Here is a 20,520-nt window from a genome sequence, read left to right as displayed (position 1 = left end):
ATTTTTATTTGAGAACGATTATATGCGTTACAATAAACACAAATTAGAACTCACTTGGATTGGAAAAGAAAGACGTCCAAAACTGGAGCCTCGTATTTTATTGGAAGATACTGAAAAATCTTATCATGCGTCGCATCAAGTGTCTCCTCAGGATATTTTTGATAATAAACTCATTTTTGGTGACAATTTGCTTGCACTCAAAGCGCTTGAACAAGAGTATACAGGTAAAGTAAAATGTATCTATATCGACCCACCTTATAATACTGGCAATGCTTTTGAGCATTATGAAGATGGTTTAGAACATTCCATATGGCTAAGCCTTATGAGAGATAGACTAGTGCTGTTGCACATATTATTGGCAGAAAATGGTGTGCTTTTTATGCAGTTGGATGACAATGAAATACATTATGCAAAAGTGTTATGTGATGAATTATTTGGACGTAATAACTTTGTTGCTAATCTTATATGGCATAAAAAAAGAGGAAAGGATAATTCTTCTCGTTACTTTAGTACAACCCACGACCATATCTTAGTTTATGCAAAAAACTCTTCAAAGTTTTATATCAATCGAGTTGAATTAGATGATGCAACAAAAAAAGCATATTCAAATCCAGATAATGATCCAAGAGGTGAATATCGTGTTCTCGGATTGTGGGCTAGACAGCAGGGCGGATCTGAATTTGAATATACTACTAAAACAGGAAAGTTTTTTTCTAAACGCCTTTGGCTTGTTAATTTAGAAAGTATGCAACAGTTAGATAGAGAAGACCGTCTTATCATCAAAGGTAATAATTTATACCGTAAATTTTTTCTTTCAGAAAATAAAGGAAGTATTCCGGAAACTATCTGGATAGGTCTTTCCAACAATGCAAATGCCAAAGATGAATTGAAAAGAATATTTACTGACCATGTAATAGAACTATTTAATACTCCAAAACCTGAACATCTTCTTCAAAGAATTATTGGAATAGCCACCAATCCTGGTGATCTTGTATTGGATTCCTTTGCGGGTTCTGGTACTACCGGTGCGGTTGCACATAAAATGGGGCGCAAGTGGATTATGATTGAACTTGGTGAACATTGTCATACCCATATTATTCCTCGTTTGAAACAAGTAATCGATGGCACTGATCAAGGTGGTATATCTAAAAATGTAAATTGGCAAGGTGGTGGTGGGTTCCGCTATTACCGTCTTGCGCCTTCTCTGTTACAAAAAGATCCTTGGGGACAATGGATTATTAGTCGCGAATATAATGCGGCCATGCTTTCAGAAGCTATGTGCAAACATATGGGATTTACCTATGCACCTGATGAAAACCATTATTGGATGCAAGGTTATTCAACTGAAACGGATTATATTTATGTAACAACCAATGCCATGGTACATGAACAACTACGTGTTATCAGTGAAGAGGTAGGACCTCAGCGTACTTTGCTTATTTGTTGCTCAGCCTTTGATACGAAGCCAGAATCTTTTGAGAATCTAACACTTATTAAAATACCCCGTGCTATATTAGAAAAGTGTGAGTGGGGGAGGGATGATTACAGTTTAAATGTAGCGAATCTTGAACCAATGGCTGTAGTAAAAGAATCCCCAAAAGATAAAGATACCGTGCAAACAGAATTAGATTTGTTTGAATAAAGAGTAAAAAGCGGAGTTTTTCATGAACGCTGTTGAAAAAAGGATTTCTGCTCGCTTATCGTTGCGCTATCCTCAACATGAAGCCTTAAATATTTTGGTGCGAATTTTAGATAATATCAAACTTTCTAAAAATGCTGATTTAGTTGCGGATCTGGAAGTAATCAAAGATCTCTATCCTTCTGTACAAGATTTTGAACGCGATTTTCCTTCTTTTTGTTTTGCCTTAGCTACGGGGGTCGGAAAAACACGACTGATGGGTGCTTTTATCAGCTATCTTTATTTAACAGGTCGCAGTCGCCATTTTTTTATCTTGGCACCCAATTTGACTATTTATGAAAAATTAAAACATGATTTTAATCCTCAAAGTCCAAAATATGTATTCAGTGGAATTAGTGAATTTGTAGCAAATAGACCGATAATTATTACGGGTGAAGATTATGAAAGCGGTAAAGGAGTCTGCTCTGATGCACAGCAATTTCACGGGCAACAGCGTTTGTTTGAAAATAGTGATACAGCTTTCATCAATATTTTTAATATTTCCAAAATTAACACAAAAGATAATAAAAAAGGAGCTGCAAAATCCAGTGTCCCACGAATTAAACGCTTGCAAGAAACTATTGGAGAAAGTTATTTCGATTATCTCGCAAATCTTCCTGATTTAGTTTTGTTGATGGATGAAGCGCACCGTTACCGTGCATCTGCGGGCGTTTCGGCCATTAATGAATTAAAACCTGTTTTAGGCATAGAACTTACAGCGACACCGAAAACAATAGGTACAAAACCAGTAGATTTTAAAAACGTTGTTTACGGCTATTCACTTGCAGAGGCTATGAGAGATGGGTTCGTGAAAGAGCCAGCTGTTGCTACACGTAAAGACTTTCAACCAAAGAATTATACGCTTGAACAATTGGAGCATATTAAACTACAAGATGCAATTCATACGCACGAAAACGTGAAAGCAGATTTAATTGTTTATGCTAATGATTATAAAAAGAAATTCATTAAACCTTTCATTTTAGTTGTAGCTCAAGATACAGAACATGCGCGAGAATTACGTAATTTATTAGAATCTGATGATTTTTTTGCGGGTACTTATAAAGGAAAAGTTATAGAAATTCATTCAAAACAGTCGATTACAGAAGAAGATAAAAATATTCAAAAGCTGATTGCAATTGAAGATCCTAGTGAGCCAACGGAAATTGTTATTCATGTTAATAAATTGAAGGAAGGATGGGATGTAACCAATCTTTATACCATCGTGCCATTGCGTGCATCTGCTTCAGAAATTTTAACTGAGCAAACAATAGGTCGTGGATTACGTTTGCCTTATGGTCGTAAAACCGGCATAGAAGCTATTGATCGTTTGACAATTATTGCACATGATCGTTTTCAAGATATTATTGATCGTGCCAATGATCCAAACTCAATTATTAAAAAGCATATTGAGATTGGAATAGGGGGTGATATATCATTTGAAAAATCAGATATACTCACAGTGCCAAGCCTAGCACAAACAGAATCTATACAAACGATGGTAATACGTCATTCCGATATAAACGGAGCATCTGATTTACAAGATGTCATGTTACATAATACAGCTCCATCTCTATCAACTCCCGAAGAGAAAAAAATTGCTGATATCACGTGGAATGTTATTAAAGGATATGAAAATTTACCGAGTTCTCTATCACTTTGCTCCACTGCCATACAAGAAAAAATCAGTAATGAAGTTATAGCAACCGTGCACGCTTCAAAGGATGCCCTTATTTCTGATACCACAAAGGTAGAGGCTGAGGCTTTGGTGCCAAAAATGGTTGCAAACCTAACAAAAAAATTAGCAGAATTTATAATAGATATTCCCAATATTGTGCTTATTCCCTCTGGTGAGGTTACTTATGGTTTTTCTGATTTTGACTTGGAAAACCTAGAAAGTTTAAATTTGCAACCTATTAGTAAAGAGCTTTTAATTCGAGAATTACGCACACATAAAAGCATTTTTCTTACCTCTGAAAATGAGTATCTCAAAGAGCCTCATCTTGAAAATTATATCATTCGTAGTTTTATTGATAATGACTTTATAGATTATGACAACCATACACCATTATTACGAAAATTAGCGGGTCAGTTGGTGCAGCATTTCCAATCTTATTTACCAAATGATGCTGCCGTTGAGAATGTATTGATTCACTATCAGCATCAACTTACTGCTTTTATAGTTGCTCAATTAAAGTCACATCAGTGGGAAACACAGCGGGATTATGAGGTTAGAGTTACAAGGGGATTTACAACCTTACTGCCTATTCACTACACACTACCACAAGGCTCATCTCCGATTGATTTTCGTTGTATTCCTTCTATTAAAAGCGACATTAGAACACTTGTATTTGGGGGCTTTACAAAATGCTGTTATCCTTTGCAAAAATTTGATTCTGTAGAAGGGGAATTACGGTTTGCCCAAATATTAGAAGATGATATTCAAGTATTGAAATGGATGAAACCAGCTCGAAACTTTTTCAAAATAGCATATGATAAAGAATCAAGTTATGAACCAGACTTTGTTGTAGAAACAAGGGATGCCAAATATCTTTGTGAGCCCAAAAAAACTTCCGAAATACAAAATTCTATTGTTTTGAAAAAAAGAAATGCAGCAGTTCAATGGTGTTGTCATGCGACCAATTATGCTGTTATCCATGGTGGAAAGCCATGGCATTATATCCTTATCCCACATGATGCTATTAAGGCAAACAGTAGTTTTGAAGGGTTGTGTGCAGAATTTACCATTTCAAGCGCTAGATTTAAAAGTAAATAAATTTTTCAACTTGTGGATGATAAGCTAGTATAATTCCTTAACATTATTTAATTTTGTTTTATATTTTATCTTTTTTGTTTAAGTTATTGAAAAGTAAAAGAAAAATAAATTCAATTTAGAAAGATATAATAAACTATTTATTGTTCTTTTTCTTGTAAAATTTGTATACAATGGAATAAGTATAAGTAGGGAATAAAATGGGCAATTTTACGTATGACTCTGGACTTAACAAATACTACTTTTAGTTTTTTAAAACAAAATCCGACAAAAAAATTTACAGCTCGAGAAATTGCTCAATGGATATTCGAAAATCACCCTGAATCCTGTCGTGAAAAGCAAAAGTGTTCGACTGCAATAGTCACTCCTCTTGATAATGATATGGCTCTTATTCAGCAAATCGTTGCTGAAATAGGATCTAAACGTCCATACTTGCAAAAACGTCATCCCGAAATCAAAACCACTGAAGGACGCCCACGACAGTATTATTTTATGCAATCAACAGATAGTGCTGAAATTGATGAAATAGAGAGCATTACGACTTCTAAAATAAATGATTCTGTTAAAGAACATGATCTTTATCCATTATTATCTAAATTCTTATGGTCAGAGCTTAAAGTTTACAGCAAGCGTATTGACGAAAAACGCTCTCGTAATAAAAATGGCGCTGGCGGAAACAAATGGCTGTATCCAGACCTTGTCGGGATGCAAGATTTAAGTTGCGAATGGCATCGTGAAATTAAAGACTGTGCTTTACAATATTTTGATAAAAAGACAAAACTTTGGTCTTTTGAAGTAAAAATTTTTATCAATCGCTCAAATTTACGACAAGCATTTTTCCAAACGGTTAGCAATTCTTCATGGGCTAATTTTAGTTATCTAGTTGCTAGCGAGATTTCAGGTGTTGATACGCTAAAAGAACTTCGGACTCTTTCAAGTTTACATGGAATTGGATTTATAAGACTTGATAAGGAAAACTTTTCCGAGAGCCAAATTATGCTTCCTGCAAAAGAGCGTAATGAAATTGATTGGGATACCGCTAATAGATTATTAGAGGAAAACAAAGACTTTTTTCATTATATTAAACTCATTCGTCAATTTTATCAAACTGGTGAGATTCGCCAATCTGATTGGGGCCATTATTCCCCATAATATACTTCAAGGTTTCTATCATTCTCAAAATTTTTGATTTATCTCTGATCGCTTTTCTCCCACTATTAGCGTAAAATTGCTAATTACATTTTGAAAATGTGCTCATTCATATCCCTTAAAAAAAGTTTTACTAACTCCTGTTTTTTCAAAGTAATAACAAATTAACATCATAAGGGAAGAGTTTTTGCTTTATTACGAAAATGTTTTGTTTGCACTATAAAGGGTTAATTAAAAATCTTAATTGCTAATATATTAAAAATAAGCTCTTTTATCTTTTACAAAAATGTCAATAGACTTTAGATAACTCCTGATAGGCTTACTCTTTAATAATACCACATGCTAAACGATTCCCACCTCCGCCAAGGGGTAATGGCTTATCGGATTGATTGTCTCCTCCTAAATGAATCATTAACGAGTGCCCTTTAATCTCTGAGAGTTTTTTAATTCGTGGAGCAAGAACACTCATTGTTGAGTGCCCTTTATCATCGACATAAAGTGCCGGTAAATCACCAAAGTGGCCATTAACGTTATAAGGTCCAAGATGTTTGTTAGTATGACCCGGATCATAATGTCCACCCGCAGCACCACCAATTACATCACCTTTCGTATCACATGAAGGGTTTATATGCACATGAAAACCGTGTAACCCCTCTGGCAAAGTAGATAAATTGGGCACAAAAATCAAACCATGTATGTTTTCTTCAATTTCAATTGTGCCAATAGGCTTTTTTACGTTTCTGTTTTCTAGCTTATAAAGCTCTACTTGCACAGATTTTGCGAATACAATAGTATCACAATCTATAAATGCTAAAAAAGACAGTAAACATAAAATATTTCTATTTATATAAAACATTTTATTTATTTTAAATGACCTTTAATAATTCTATGTAATATATATTTTATAAAGAATGCTTTTTATGGAAAGCACGATTAACAGAAAAAAATTGTAAGCTCAAAATATCACTCTTTTTTACCTCTAAACACATCTAGAAATCTTCCCTATCTTATATAGAAAGTATTTTATAGATCAGTATTTATATCGCGGATACATTTCTTCAAGAGATGCTTCTAAAAAAGCAGATTTTGTTAAAGTGTTGTAAGAAAAATTAAATCAAGAAATTTTGACAATTTATCCAGTACGTTATCCATAATATAACCCGGATTTTATAAAATATAAAACATATAACTTGTTGCTTATCTTTATTTTAGCAAAATATTTCTATTCAAAGCAAAGTTAAATGACACAAATTTTCTACTCATTATGAAATTTATAAGAGAAATAACTATCGTGATATATATAAATCTCTTATAAAAACACAAAACGTACCAACCAAAATACCCATTATTGATCCTATTATTGCACCCATTATCGTTCCGGCGAAAAATGCTATACTTATACCTCTTGCGATAATTGGACCAAATCCTGGCAAGGCAATATAACCATAAGCTGCGAGGATTGCCGCAATTGCTCCTGATACGCTACCATTTAAACTCCCAATAAAAGCGAGTTCTTTAATAGAATGACAGATTTTTTTGAAAAAGGTTTTTTCACAGTTATTAGAACCCAAATTGCTATAAGCTTTCAAATCAATCATATTTTTTTCTTTCATTTTGCATGCTAACTGTCCCAGAATAATCAACTGATACGAGAAAGGAATATTTTTTAGATTCTATCAAAGCGCGCCAAATTCCTTTATCATCTAAACGTAATCGTTTGATATTCGTGAAACCATTTTGCATAAGACAGTTTTTAATTTGCGAAGCAGTAAATGAATTTTGCCCTGGTTTAGTGATATCTTTGATAAAGCTATACGTAGAAGTTTGACAATAGGGGACATAAAAAATTTTACTTATTGAATCTGTGACAAGAAACGAGAGACATATTATTATCATAAAAAAAATACTTGTTTTTAAAATTTTAGTTAATCTCATCTTATCACTATCTTTTGAAACGATATTTCATTAACCTTTATATTGCTAACGAGTTCCAAAAAATATTTTATTTTCAATATTATACTTAACAACACAAATTTTTGAAGATTTATGTTAGTCAATTAAAATTGTTTTTTTATTTTCTTATAAGAAAAAGTGACGTGAGCATCTTTTGTTAACAGTTTTAGCTATCTCGTTTTTTATTTTAAAATATAATTTTATAGTATTTATATTATAACTTATATAAAACGATACTTATAACGAGTAGCGATAAATTTTACGTATATTATTTTTGATATGTTTTATAAAGCTATCTTTTAGTACATGGCACTTATAGGAGATGTCACCTCTTTGCAAAAATGTATGTTACTCAGAAAAAGTACATCTCTTATAAATGAATTTCATTTTATTCATAAAACATACACTAAAATATTATGTAATATTTTTTTTTAAGTGTGAGATACTAAAATTTCAACCGTTTTCCATGATTTGCTTTGAATTATTGTCTAAACTCAAAGAGATATATGTTTCTTGTTTCAATTTTATTTTTTCATATTAATATTATTTAGTGATTTGGTTGGGAGTATTCGTATAATTTCTTTTAACCCGTAATTGGGATACATTCCTGTTCGCATAAATAATTTACGTAAGAGTGAGCAATTACGTAATAGTCCAAGCCCAGCGCTTCGTATGATGTGAATAGGCAACATATTAGAAAGGAGAGCAAAATTGAGCATATGAACAGCCCCGCTCCGGATCAATATATCAGATTTGCGATATTTGTTATAATGTGAAACAATTGTTTCAGAGTTAAAAGCAGATATTTGATTGGGTAAAAGATCAACCAAAGTTTGAACATCGCGAAACCCTAAATTCAATCCTTGTGCCCCAATAGGAGGAAAAACATGGGCTGCTTCACCCACTAAAATCGTTCGGTTGGCCGCAAAACGATGTGAAATAAGTCCTGAAAGCGGCCATGCTTGAATTGGCGTTTCCAAAGTCAGCTTTCCAAGCATTGATTGCATCTGTTCTTCAATTACTTTTGCAACTACTTTTGAATCTATATTCAATAATTCCTTAGCACGAGAAGGATTAACAACCCATACAAGACTCGATCGACGTCCTGGTAGTGGAACTTGTGTAAATGGACCATTTTCCGTGTGAAATTCAGTTGACGTATTTTGATGAGAAAAATCATGAGAGAAATTAAGAACGAGGGCTGTTTGCGAATAGTTCCACTGTTTGACACCTATTCCAGCTGCTGCTCGTGTTAAAGAGAGACGCCCATCAGCAGCGACAACAAGCGAGGTTTGAATAACACTTCCATTTGCAAGAGTAATACGTATATGATTCTTTTTATGATGAAAAGATTTTGCCGAAGAAACAAATCTTATAATATTGGGACTATGCGTAACAGAATCGACTAAAGCATTGTTTAACTCTATATTAGGGATATTATAACCAAAAGCCTCCTCACCAATTTCAGCAGAAGAAAAATTCACAGCAGGAGCACGTACAATCCTAGAGGTTATATCTATGATTCTAATAAAAGATAAAGCTGCTGCATGATTTTTAAGAATATTCCAAATATTGAGTTTTTGAAGCATACGTATTGCTGGCATCATAAGGGCGGTTGTCCGTAATTCATTTGCATGAGAAGGTGGACCAATAAGACAAACAGAGCACCCCCTATCTGCAAGACTAAGCGCTGCCAACATACCGACTGGGCCCGCACCAATGATAGCAATATCCTTACACTCGTTTTTTTCAAATATCACAACTACTTAAGCCTTTCCCCATTCACCAAATATTTTAATACTTCTAAATCAAAAAAACCTTTTTATTGTATGAAGCCATTCTATTATATTATGTCATAAATAATGTAATATAAAAAGGTAACCTTTTTATGATAAATCATACTATAATATAAATGGCGTGTCGGTAGATGAATGAAAACTTTAGAAACGAGGATAAGAGAACTTTGAAACGTAAGCTAACAAAAAAAATCAAAAAAAATACTGATTTATTGCGCCATAAAAAAGTAACAATGCCACAAGCAAAAGCCTTTTCTGTTCATTTACTCACAGCTTCGGGTTCATTTTTAGCATTTCTTTCTCTTATATCGGCGTCTCAAAAAGAATGGACTGCCATGTTTTGTTGGCTTGGACTTGCACTTCTCGTTGATGGTATCGACGGACCGATTGCGCGCAAACTTGATGTTAAATACGTACTTCCAACATGGTCTGGAGAACTCTTAGATAATATCATTGATTATGTAACTTATGTTTTAATTCCAGCTTTTGCACTTTATCAAAGTGGTTTAATGGGTTCAGGATTGTCATTTTTATTAAGTGCTATCATTGTCATTTCATCAGCTATTTATTACGCAGATACTGGAATGAAAACCAAAGAAAACTTTTTTAAAGGGTTTCCTGTAGTTTGGAATATGATGGTTTTCACGCTTTTTGTAGTAAATCCAAGAGAGTGGATCACTTTTACCATTATTGTCTTATCAGCAATCATATCTTTTTTACCAATTTATTTCATCCATCCAGTAAGAGTCATCCGTTTGCGGTGGCTTAATTTTCCAATTTTTCTCTTGTGGTGTTCTTTTGGTGCTATCGCTTTCTTTTATCAGCTTAATGCTCCATATTGGGTTAAGATAGGGATTTCAGTAACAGGTATTTATATGTATTGTATTGGTGCTGTCATGCAGTTATTTCCTCAATTTGGAGCAAAAAGCATAATAAAACAATAAGATAGTAAATATTTTAAGATGAGAATAAAATGCAAATTGATTTTGGAGCAGGTGGTGATATCTCTTTTACAAAAGAGGGACATGCTGGTATTATAAAGCTCACACGTCCTTCAGCATTAAACGCTCTTAATCAACGAATGGTTTTTGCTTTAAGGAAAGCTCTTAGTACGTGGGAAACAGATGAGGAAGTTTCTTGCGTCTTAATTGAAGGGGAGGGGCGTGCTTTTTGTGCTGGTGGAGATGTTGTGGAAATCTACCGTATGAGAAAAAAATCCTCCTCTTACCAATATTTTAGTAATGAATATAGCTTAAATGCTTATATTAAGCGTTTTCCAAAACCTTACATTTCTTTCTTGAACGGTATTTGGATGGGAGGAGGGGTCGGTATTTCTATATACGGTTCACACAGAATTGTTACAGAAAATACACTATTTGCTATGCCAGAAGCTGCTATTGGATTTTTTCCAGATGTTGGCGCAAGTTTTTTCTTACCATCTCTTCCCGATCACTTTGGTATTTACCTTGCACTAACCGGCACATGCATAAAATGGGGAGATTGTTTAAACTTAGGGTTAGCGACACATGCTGTTCCTGAAATTGAATTAGATTACATTAAAAAAGCTATTATTGAGCAAGGAAATCCTAAATTAGCATTAAAAGAGCGAGCAATAACAAGAAACAATGAAACAAACCATGAAATACGTTGTGTTATCAGCACTTGTTTTAGCACCAATACGTTAGAGGAATGTATTGAATTGCTTCATAAAAAAAGCAGTGAAGGCATCTTATTTGCTAAAAAATGTTATGATATTTTACAATCACGTTCTCCGATAAGTTTAAAAATTATCTGGAGACAAATGAAACAAAATTCTTCCCAAACTTTGGAAAATTGTATGAAAATTGAAAATCGCATTGCACATCATATGATTACTTCACATGATTTTCATGAAGGTGTGCGCGCAATGTTAATTGATAAAGATAAAACACCTAAATGGCAACCACACAAACTTTCAAATGTAACGGATGAAATGATAGACGCTTATTTCCAACCTGTTGAAAAAGAATTATTATTTTGAAAGATAATCATAAAAAAAAGATTTCCAAAATCGATTTGGTTTATAGTTGTTATTTGAGATTTGTAGCATTCACTTGCTTAAGTTTTAGTGCTTTTTACTGGATACGTCTTGTTGGTGTATTTCCCGGAGTTTTATGGCGTTTTGATCTTATGCCATGGCAGTGGCAGTTTTTATCAATGACATTGGCTATTGTTTATCCTATCGCATTAATTGGACTTTGGATGTATTCACCATGGGGGATTGTTCTATGGTGCATTGCAGTTTTTACTGAGACACTAGCGATTTATTATTCCAATTCCCTTTATCAACTGTTTATACCACTATTTCATGGAATATTACTCTTAGCTTTTATAATACTACAAATTACAATGATTTTTCTAAAAAGAAATCATACAAAAGATTCTTAAATAATACGATTCAAGTTTTCGGGCCAGAATGACTGGCCCGATTTTCAATCTTCAATCTGAAAGGTATAATTTCTTAAAAAGGTATAATTTCTTAAACAAGAGGAACCCACCACAAGTCCCAAGGGCTAGTAGCTTTTGTAGAAAATATCCATAGTAATGTTGCGATCGTGCCCCAGATTGCCGGTATCATATAATACATATCCTTTCCATATATAAAAGTTCCATAATATATATTATGCGATAATACGATATTTTGATCAAATCAAAACAGAAACAGGACAAACCCTAATTTAGGCGTATTAATCGTATTTATGTCGCATAATTCACTTTTTAAACAAAATTATGTCAAAAATTTGACTTTAAGTAATATTACTTAAAGTCAGAAAAAGAATAACTAATATAATATAAAAAAAATTACTGTAGCAATTTACAACGTTTCATATATGCGAGATCATTCAAAACGGCATTACGGTTATTTAAAGCTGAAATTTCATTGCTTTCACTTGACTTTACATCCAGAAAAAACAAGGCAGGAATAAATACAACACTTGCTGCAGTTAAAGCTACATTTTTATTTCTTGCTTTAGAACGTTCTGCTATTGTAGCGTCAATTTGGCGTTTATTCGCAAAAAACTCCCGTTGAATATCGGCGCAACTCATTGCTCCATCGTGTAATGTTGTAACTGAAATATTTTTTTCTAAACGCCCCCCACATGCTGATAAAGAGACCGCTAAAACCACAACACATATTGCCCGCTTAAAACACTTATACATAAAACCTCACTTTCAACATGAAAAAGACACAATTATGTCAAAAATGACACAAAATAAAGACTAGAACTTTAAAGAATGCTTTAGTTAACAGAAAATTAGATTTCTAGATTTGTACATCTGTTTCAAAAACAAGTCCTTGATGTGCAGGCTCAACATATGGTGGGACATAATTTACAACTTTATCGTAATCAAGTGATCTATCCATATGTGTGAGTATGGCTTTTTGGGGCTTTAAATATTTTATCCATTGTAACGCTTGATCAACGGAAAGATGGCTTGGGTGAGATTCAAATTGCAAAGCTTCGATAATTAGAACATCCAAATTCATTAATTTTGGCAACGTTTCTTCAGGAAATTTACTAACATCTGTACAGTACGCAACATTACCAATACGAAAACCTAAAGAATGGATGGTTCCGTGACATTGTAAGTGCGTATTGACAGTTATTGCTCCTCCCTGCCCCTGAATTATAAATTGGCTATTTTCATTGATAGTATGCGCTTTTAAAATAGGTGAATAAAATGAACCTTTTGGCTTTTGAAAACAATATCCGAATGCATTTTTTAAATGCTCCAGTGTAAACGCATCTGCATAAATATCTATTAAACATTTTTGTGCAAGTGCATAACTGCGTAAATCATCAATACCGTGAATATGATCTGCGTGAGAATGCGTATAAAGGGCAGCATTAAGATAGTTCACGCGAGCATCGATCATTTGTGATCGAAAATCTGGACCAGTATCAATAACGACAGTTGTTTTTTTTCCTGATGTATGAATGCGTTCAACTAATAAAGAACTTCTGTAGCGTTTATTTTTAGGGTTATTGGAATCACAAGCTCCCCAATCACCATTGGGGCGTGGAACTCCTGGGGAGGAGCCACAGCCTAATATTGTAAATCGGTACCGATTAAACATGCTTTTTGCCTTATTTCATTTTACCAAATAAATGAAAAGCATTGCGCGTTGTTATCTGAGCTATTTCCTCAATACTTAAACCAATTGTTTCAGCCAAAGTAGCCGCTGTATAGCGTACAAAAGATGGTTCATTCGTCTTACCTCGATGGGGAACAGGTGCTAAGAATGGTGCATCTGTTTCCACTAATAAGTTCTCATGAGGTACAATTTTTGCTATCTCACGAATTTCAAAAGCATTTTTAAAAGTAAGAATACCTGAAAAGGAAATATAACCACCAAGTTCAATGCCAGCACGAGCAAGTTGTATCCCAGACGAATAACAGTGAAGTACAAATGGAAAAGCCCCTTCTTTTATCTGTTCTCGTAATATTTGCTCCATATCTCCATCAGCATTGCGTGAATGTATAACAAGAGGCAACTGTGTTTCTCTAGAAGCAATAATATGTTCTTGAAAAATTTTCTTTTGCTCTTTTGGTGAAGAATAATCATAATGATAATCGAGCCCTACTTCCCCAAACGCGACGATTTTGGGATGCTTGGATAAATTGATAAGGTTTTCAGCTGTAATATTTTGTTCTTCATGGGCATTATTAGGATGCGTACCAACAGAACAAAATACTTGATTATAGGCTTGTGTAATTGCTAAAAGCTTATCCAATTTACGAACATGGGTTGAAATCGTTATCATACGTTTAACATTAGCATCTAACCCCCGTTGGATAACATTATCCAAATTTTGCGCAAAGTCCTCAAAATCAAGATGACAATGTGTATCAATCAACATGATGAATATCGTCTTTCTTCAGAATATAACGGGGAAAGATTGGCTCTGGTGTCGGAAGATCAAGACCTTCTTGAATCTTTGAATGGCTTATATGATGCAATAACCGATCCTCTTTAGCAATAGCAAGACTGTCAAGAAGCTTTTCTGCTGATTGTGGTATGAAAGGCAACAGCATGATTCCTATTCGCCGCAAGATTTCTACAGTTATATAAAGAACTGTAGAAAATCTTTCTGGATTGTTTTTCCGTAAGCTCCAAGGTTGTTCGTTGGCAAAATAGCGATTTGCATCTGCTACAATTGAAAAAATAGCTGAAAGTGCTAAATGCACTCCATGAGAAGACATAGCTTGACGCATAGTTTCAAGCGCTTGAAGAGATTGTTCTAAAAGCTGTTCATCTTGAAGTAAAAATGCAGCTGGTATAGGAATTTTTGCATCACAATTTTTGGCAATCATAGACAAAGAGCGCTGTGCTAAATTACCAAGATCATTCGCAAGATCCGCATTAATGCGATTCACAAAACTATCATGGCTATAACTACCATCTTGTCCAAATGGTACTTCACGAAGAAGGAAATAGCGGAGCTGATCAAGACCATAGTGATTGACCATGTCAAAAGGATCAATGACGTTTCCAATGGACTTTGACATTTTTGTGCCGCGATTGAGTAAAAAACCATGAGCAAAAATATGTTTAGGCAATTCAATTCCAGCAGACATTAAAAATGCTGGCCAATAAACAGCATGAAAACGAATAATATCTTTACCAATGATATGAGTGTTTGCAGGCCAAAAATTACGTTTTTTTGAACTCTCATCGAAAAAGCCAATTGCTGATAGATAATTTGTCAGAGCATCAACCCAGACGTACATAACGTGTTTTGGATTATTTGGAACACTAACTCCCCAATTAAAATTTGTCCGTGAAATAGAAATATCTTTTAAACCTGATTTAATAAAACTTATAATTTCATTGCGCCGTTCGAGTGGTGCAATAAAGTCAGGATGTTTTTCATAATATTCAAGAAGTTTTTTTTCATAACCGGAGAGTTTAAAAAAATAACTCTCTTCCTCGTTCCATTCAACCGGAGAGCCTAACTCCTTTTCACGACGAATGTTATCTTCTCCAACCTCCGTATCCTTCTCTTCATAATACGCTTCCTGACGAACTGAATACCAGCCCGCATAAAGTCCACGATAAATATCGCCATTTGCTTCCATCCTTTTCCAGATCTCTTGACAAGCTTGATCATGGCGCTCTTCTGTCGTACGAATAAAATCATCGTTAGAACAATTTAATACTGCAAGCATTTTTTGAAATATAGCACTATTACGATCTGCAAGTTGCTTAGGCGTCATACCCAATGCTTCTGCTGTCTGCTGCATCTTTAAACCGTGTTCATCCGTACCAGAGAGAAAAAATACATCTTTGCCATCTAATCGTTGAAAACGAGCTAAAGCGTCACTTGCAATTGCACTATAGGCATGTCCAATATGTGGAGTACCATTAGGATAAAAAATTGGAGTTGTTATATAATATATATCACGCATGTCATACTCGTTATAAAACGTAATCAAAGATTACAAATGGCATAACGTCTGTTAATTGTGTTGTCACGCAAAAACCTCACTCTCGCGAATGATCTTGTGAACTTTTAAAAGCAGACTTATAATAAATTGCTTCTTATCAAGATTAAATGATTGTATCTCCCTTATTTCTTGATGAATCTCTTGCCACATTTGCGCGCACCTTTTTGAGAGAAACAACTCTCCTCTCTCAGTGAGCATGATAGCTCTTTCTTGAATTTTATCAAGAATTTCATCGCTAAACTGTTGAAATTGAATATCTGAAGAAAGTGGGGAAAGTGTTTGAGCAAGAGTGTGTACGATAGCGGGATTGTAAACAGATTGCTTCAAGAAAGTATCAATGGTTTGAACAATTTCAAATCCGCCATGAAAAATAAGTAAGGCAGCTTTTCTAGGACTTCCTTTAGATTTTTGAATAATCATTTCAACAGTTTTTTTATCAGTTAAATCCTGATTGGAAAAAACATGTGTAATGACTTGTTTCATCTCATCATGATGCAATGGTCGTAAAGAGACCTGTTGGCATCGTGAGCGAATTGTTGGAAGCAGTCTTCCTAGAGAGTGTATAATAATAATGAATAAAGTTTTTTCAGGAGGTTCCTCGAGCGTTTTAAGAATTGCATTAGCCGCATTTCTATTCATATCATCCGCAGAATCAATAATAACAATGCGCCACCCATTATCTTGCGATGTCTGATTTAAAAAATGCATAACATCTCGGATATCATCAATGAGTATACCTGTTTTGAATTTTTGGGTTTTTAAATCAAAGCGACGTGAAATGTGCAAAAGACCAGGATGACTGCCCTGCATAATTTGTCGCCACGTAATAGAATTACACTCTGGTTGCAGGAAATCACTCTTTTGAGAGCTTAAAATATTCCAAGCAAGATGAAATGCCAATGTAGCCTTTCCAATCCCACGTTCTCCTTCAAATAATAATGCATGGTGTAAACGCCCTTCCTTATGCATTTGTGCCAAAAAATGACGAGTATCCTCATGACCAAAGATCATACTATTCTGTGAAGGTGATAAAACTGTATCAATATCATCATATTTGCGTAAAGAATTTACGTCATTCATATAAAATGGTCCATCATTGCTTGGTCACAAATATTTTTTATTTGATCTGCAACAGTGCGCAGTGTATTTGTAGCATCAATTACACGAAACCTATGAGGTTCCCGTTCTGCCAGCTGAAGAAAAGCTTTGCGCCTTTGTTCTTGAATCTCAAAATTATCTTTTTCAAAATAATCAATCGTTTTTGCTTTTTTTATGTAATTTACGTTTTCCAAGAACCTTCGAGTATTTGCACGTTTCATAGCATATTCTGCCGATATATCTAACAAAAATGTCAAATGAGGCATTATTCCATTGAGTGCAACATGTTCTAAAACGGAAAGAATAGTAGAACTTACTTTACCATTGAGTCCTTGATAAACACGTGTAGAATCAATAAAGCGATCACATAAAACGACTTTTCCTTCTTGCAAAGAAGGCGCGATAACCTCGGTAACATGATCGATGCGTGCGGCTGTAAACAAGACAGCTTCAATTAAAGGTTCATACTGTTGTGTCTGACCCGATAATAAAATATGGCGTATTATTTCTGCACCTAATGTTCCTCCTGGTTCTCGCGTTATAACAACTTCATAGCCTTTGTCTTTGAGATGGTCAGCAAGGAAAGAAATTTGTGTTGTTTTCCCTACTCCGTCCCCTCCTTCAAAGGTAATAAAATAACCTGACACGTATAAACCTTAATCCTTATTAAGCATGTACTATAAATATTTTCGTAACCATCCAATTGTTATTTCATAGAACGCATCTTTTACTTTTTTCAAGAAGTTTCCCTCCTGAACATTTCTTCCAGCAAAAACTGGTTTTTCAAGAAGAAGTTTTTTATCTTCTAAAATTTGAATAACACCAACTGGTTGCCCTAAAGCAATAGGGGCTTTCAATGGACCATGATATTTAATTTTTGCTTTAACATTCACTTTTTTTTCATTCAAAAGCATAAAATTTACCGGTTTTTTAACAATAAGTGGAACAGAATTGTGCATTCCGCCATAAACAGAAGCATAACCAACCGTTTCCCCTTCTGTAAAAACCGTTTTAAGACCAAAAGCTGTCATTCCCCATTGAAGAATGCGTTCTACTTCTTTTGTATATTCTTTACCATCTTGCAAACCATTTACTGCTAAAAAAAGGCGTCGATGATTTTTATAAACTGAAGCAACCATTGAAAAACCTTCTTTTTTACTATAACCAAAACCGAAACCTTCTATACCAATTCCCTTAGAAATAAGAGGATTTTTATTGCGTTGAAAAATTTTATTCCAAGTAAAATGAGGTTCACGATAAAGGGCATAATAATGGGGATATTCATGAACAATATGACGCGCTAGTACAATCATATCACGTACTGTCACAAACTGCCCCTCTTGAGGAAGCCCTGTCGCATTAACAAAATGGCTATGTGATAATCCGAGTGTTTTAGCTCTCTGATTCATCAGCTTCGCGAAATTAGCCTCACTTCCTGATATTCCCTCAGCAAGAATAATAGCGGCATCATTTCCATTGACAATAATTAAACCACGCAAAAGATCAGAAACACTAATTTTTGTATTCACTTTCGCAAACATAGTGGTTGTACCGGAAGGTGCCCCACCTTTTTGCCAAGCATTCTCACTTACCTTGAACTCTTGTGTATTGCTTAACGAGCCTTCTTTTAATTGATGAAATATAACTTCAGCCGTCATTAATTTTGCTAATGAAGCAGGAAAAAAAGTAATATCACTCTGTTTTTCAAAAAGTACTGTATCTGTGTCATTATCTAGTAACAGTAATTGCGATGCAGAATTTTGAAATTTTTGTGCTCTCCCCCACCCGCTCAATGTAAACATCATAAATAAGGTAAATAAAATGCTTAATAGCACACGCATAGTCGATTCTCCCATATCTAAAGAATCAACATAAAGAAACCTCTTATGCAAGAAAAGATTTGTTTATTTTTGCAAAGAGAGAATCATCCAAAAATGAGAACAGTTTTTTATTTTCGCTCTGTATTATCAAACGAAACCAACATGCTACACTTTCCTTTTCGTTTTTCGCGTAGGATTTATTTTTAATGTCTTAAACGCACGCAAAGCGTAGTGATGCTTTTAAAGCATCACCTTTTTCATAACAATACGCAACACGCAATACACAAACTCATTTTTTTATTTAAAATGAAAATCTTACTACAACTAACCATCTCTAATCATCTATAATTTTTAAATTATAGATGATTAGAAACAAACATTATTTTTCTCAAAACACTTGTAATTAATTAACTCGCATTTTTTTGCTTGATTTATTTATAAAAGCTACTTGATCAAAAAACATCGGCTTATCAATCAAAACGGGACCAATTTCCGGCAATCTTATTGAAAGAATTTTATTGAGTTGTTTTTGTTCAATTATAGCTTCATCTAATTGTTTGTGATTATCTACACCGAATCTCTTTAGCACGATATTTTCTCTCTCTTTCGAAATCCCCGCCAATACGAACGAGGACGGAGAGTCATCCCCTGATATATAAGAAGCCATTAAATAAGCGCTATCATAATAACCAACAGGTGCTTCAGAAATATATTCCACTTTAACATTTGCTACACCTTTATTTGCATAACCTAGTATTTCCGCAGCTTGCTTTGATAAATCAATAATTCTATCTTTCATAAAAGGACCGCGATCATTCACTCTGACAATGATAGAAGAGCCATTTTTTAAATTAGTAACACGAGCATAACTAGGTAAAGGCATTGTGGGATGAGCAGCAGTTAAAAGATTCATGTCATAGACCTCGCCATTTGCGGTTAAACGCCCATGAAAATCTGAACCATACCATGATGCTTCTCCAACACGTTTATAGGTTGGATCATTTTTGGGATAATACCACTTTCCTTTTATTTGATAAGGTTTACCGACAATGGCACGCCCACTTCTCTTTTCTTTTGATTGATTTTTCTTACTTGAATTTTTTTGAGGAAGAACAGCAATATTCACGTCAGTCGCTTTATTATCGTAAAAATTTTTTATTGCAAAATGTGCTGTTTGGCTTGCACAGCAAGATACCAATAACTGGGAAACAACTACTACAGAAAGAAATTGAAATGTTGAATTAAGAATGGGAGTAAACTTCTCTTTGCTATTTAAAAGCATTTGTCAGCCCGCTTATTTCTAATTAAGTATTTACTGCAAAAATCACATTGCACCTTACATGCGATAGGGAAATTTACATTTTCGGATGATTCCCCTCGCGCACCTATAATAGCCTGAAAATTTACTATTTATCAACAAATTAATACATTATTAATATCTTTATAATCTTCACAAGAAAAAATACCATTTCATAGACGTAATGAATGAATTAAAAAAATATATAAATCAATATATTAGTTAAAAATATGATTTCATAATATATAAATTGTGAATACGTAGAATGAATCTCATAATGAGTAGTAAATTATTTTGATTATGTAGAAAAGCCTAGTCTAAGGGGAAAATCTAATAATTATACATTATTTTCTTAGAATTTTAAAATCACCTATTGGTGAGCGCGCAGGGATTCGAACCCTGGACCTACTGATTAAAAGTCAGTTGCTCTACCAGCTGAGCTACGCGCTCCTACACAAGCCATTTTG

Annotated in this window: 18 protein-coding genes and 1 tRNA gene; 6 read left to right on the top strand and 13 right to left on the bottom strand. The window is 34.2% G+C overall.

The genetic code is table 11. The features are described 5' to 3' along the window. Positions 1-22: 22 nt before the first annotated feature. From MCO_RS06420 to MCO_RS06410, 3 genes are all read left to right on the top strand, one after another. A complete protein-coding gene (locus tag MCO_RS06420; protein WP_007553334.1) occupies positions 23-1,642 on the top strand; it encodes a site-specific DNA-methyltransferase in 1,620 nt (539 codons plus the stop codon). A gap of 22 nt (positions 1,643-1,664) precedes the next feature. After that, positions 1,665-4,451 (top strand): DEAD/DEAH box helicase, encoded by a 2,787-nt coding sequence (locus MCO_RS06415; RefSeq protein ID WP_007553333.1) that lies wholly within the window; start codon positions 1,665-1,667, stop codon positions 4,449-4,451. A 213-nt stretch (positions 4,452-4,664) separates the two neighbouring features. After that, entirely contained in the window at positions 4,665-5,600 is a 936-nt protein-coding gene (locus MCO_RS06410; RefSeq protein ID WP_007553332.1) for a COG2958 family protein, read from the top strand. A gap of 316 nt (positions 5,601-5,916) precedes the next feature. Here MCO_RS06410 and sodC read toward each other — a convergent pair whose 3' ends face one another. The 4 genes from sodC to MCO_RS06390 form a co-directional block, all read right to left on the bottom strand. Next, positions 5,917-6,453 (bottom strand): superoxide dismutase family protein, encoded by a 537-nt coding sequence (gene sodC / locus MCO_RS06405; RefSeq protein WP_007553331.1) that lies wholly within the window; start codon positions 6,451-6,453, stop codon positions 5,917-5,919. Between the two features lie 430 nt (positions 6,454-6,883). Further along, a complete protein-coding gene (locus MCO_RS06400; RefSeq protein ID WP_007553330.1) occupies positions 6,884-7,210 on the bottom strand; it encodes a hypothetical protein in 327 nt (108 codons plus the stop codon). Continuing rightward, positions 7,188-7,532, bottom strand: a complete 345-nt coding sequence (locus tag MCO_RS11245) for a hypothetical protein (protein ID WP_007553329.1) — start codon at positions 7,530-7,532, stop codon at positions 7,188-7,190. Before MCO_RS11245 ends, MCO_RS06400 begins: the two co-directional genes overlap by 23 nt. 542 nt (positions 7,533-8,074) lie before the next feature. Continuing rightward, positions 8,075-9,310, bottom strand: a complete 1,236-nt coding sequence (locus MCO_RS06390; RefSeq protein ID WP_007553328.1) for a UbiH/UbiF family hydroxylase — start codon at positions 9,308-9,310, stop codon at positions 8,075-8,077. 167 nt (positions 9,311-9,477) lie between these two features. Between MCO_RS06390 and pcsA the strand changes: the two genes are divergently transcribed. The 3 genes from pcsA to MCO_RS06375 are packed head-to-tail and all read left to right on the top strand — an operon-like array spanning position 9,478 to position 11,773. Continuing rightward, a complete protein-coding gene (gene pcsA, locus MCO_RS06385) occupies positions 9,478-10,290 on the top strand; it encodes a phosphatidylcholine synthase (protein WP_007553327.1) in 813 nt (270 codons plus the stop codon). Between the two features lie 29 nt (positions 10,291-10,319). After that, entirely contained in the window at positions 10,320-11,366 is a 1,047-nt protein-coding gene (locus tag MCO_RS06380) for an enoyl-CoA hydratase/isomerase family protein (protein ID WP_007553326.1), read from the top strand. Beyond that, the gene (locus MCO_RS06375; protein WP_007553325.1) at positions 11,363-11,773 is read left to right on the top strand and encodes a DUF6163 family protein; all 411 of its coding nucleotides are present in this window, start codon (positions 11,363-11,365) and stop codon (positions 11,771-11,773) included. The genes MCO_RS06380 and MCO_RS06375 overlap by 4 nt, the downstream gene beginning before the upstream one ends. Positions 11,774-12,187: 414 nt before the next feature. On the opposite strand, the gene MCO_RS06370 is transcribed toward MCO_RS06375, so the two are convergent. From MCO_RS06370 to MCO_RS06330, 9 genes are all read right to left on the bottom strand, one after another. Next, entirely contained in the window at positions 12,188-12,547 is a 360-nt protein-coding gene (locus MCO_RS06370; protein ID WP_007553324.1) for a hypothetical protein, read from the bottom strand. Positions 12,548-12,650: 103 nt separating this feature from the next. Then, positions 12,651-13,466 (bottom strand): MBL fold metallo-hydrolase, encoded by an 816-nt coding sequence (locus tag MCO_RS06365; protein ID WP_007553323.1) that lies wholly within the window; start codon positions 13,464-13,466, stop codon positions 12,651-12,653. 10 nt (positions 13,467-13,476) lie between these two features. Continuing rightward, the gene (locus MCO_RS06360; RefSeq protein WP_007553322.1) at positions 13,477-14,250 is read right to left on the bottom strand and encodes a TatD family hydrolase; all 774 of its coding nucleotides are present in this window, start codon (positions 14,248-14,250) and stop codon (positions 13,477-13,479) included. After that, on the bottom strand, positions 14,240-15,799 hold the full coding sequence (gene metG, locus MCO_RS06355; protein WP_007553321.1) for a methionine--tRNA ligase: 1,560 nt from the start codon (positions 15,797-15,799) through the stop codon (positions 14,240-14,242). The genes MCO_RS06360 and metG overlap by 11 nt, the downstream gene beginning before the upstream one ends. Positions 15,800-15,862: 63 nt before the next feature. After that, positions 15,863-16,918 carry a DNA polymerase III subunit delta' gene (locus MCO_RS06350; protein WP_007553320.1) on the bottom strand — a complete coding sequence of 352 codons (1,056 nt, stop codon included), beginning with the start codon at positions 16,916-16,918 and terminating at the stop codon, positions 15,863-15,865. Then, entirely contained in the window at positions 16,915-17,583 is a 669-nt protein-coding gene (gene tmk, locus MCO_RS06345) for a dTMP kinase (RefSeq protein ID WP_007553319.1), read from the bottom strand. Before tmk ends, MCO_RS06350 begins: the two co-directional genes overlap by 4 nt. Before the next feature lie 30 nt (positions 17,584-17,613). Next, positions 17,614-18,777, bottom strand: coding sequence for a D-alanyl-D-alanine carboxypeptidase family protein (locus MCO_RS06340; RefSeq protein ID WP_007553318.1), 1,164 nt, complete (start codon positions 18,775-18,777; stop codon positions 17,614-17,616). A gap of 382 nt (positions 18,778-19,159) precedes the next feature. After that, positions 19,160-20,038: a septal ring lytic transglycosylase RlpA family protein gene (locus MCO_RS06335; protein ID WP_007553317.1), complete on the bottom strand. Its 879-nt coding sequence runs from the start codon at positions 20,036-20,038 to the stop codon at positions 19,160-19,162. Positions 20,039-20,427: 389 nt separating this feature from the next. Continuing rightward, positions 20,428-20,503, bottom strand: a tRNA-Lys gene (locus MCO_RS06330). Positions 20,504-20,520 lie beyond the last annotated feature (17 nt).

The organism is Bartonella sp. DB5-6 (assembly GCF_000278115.1).
Taxonomy (GTDB): Bacteria; Pseudomonadota; Alphaproteobacteria; order Rhizobiales; family Rhizobiaceae; genus Bartonella; species Bartonella refiksaydamii.
Note: the sequence above shows the minus strand (reverse complement) of the source record. Positions and strands in the feature narration are given on the sequence as shown.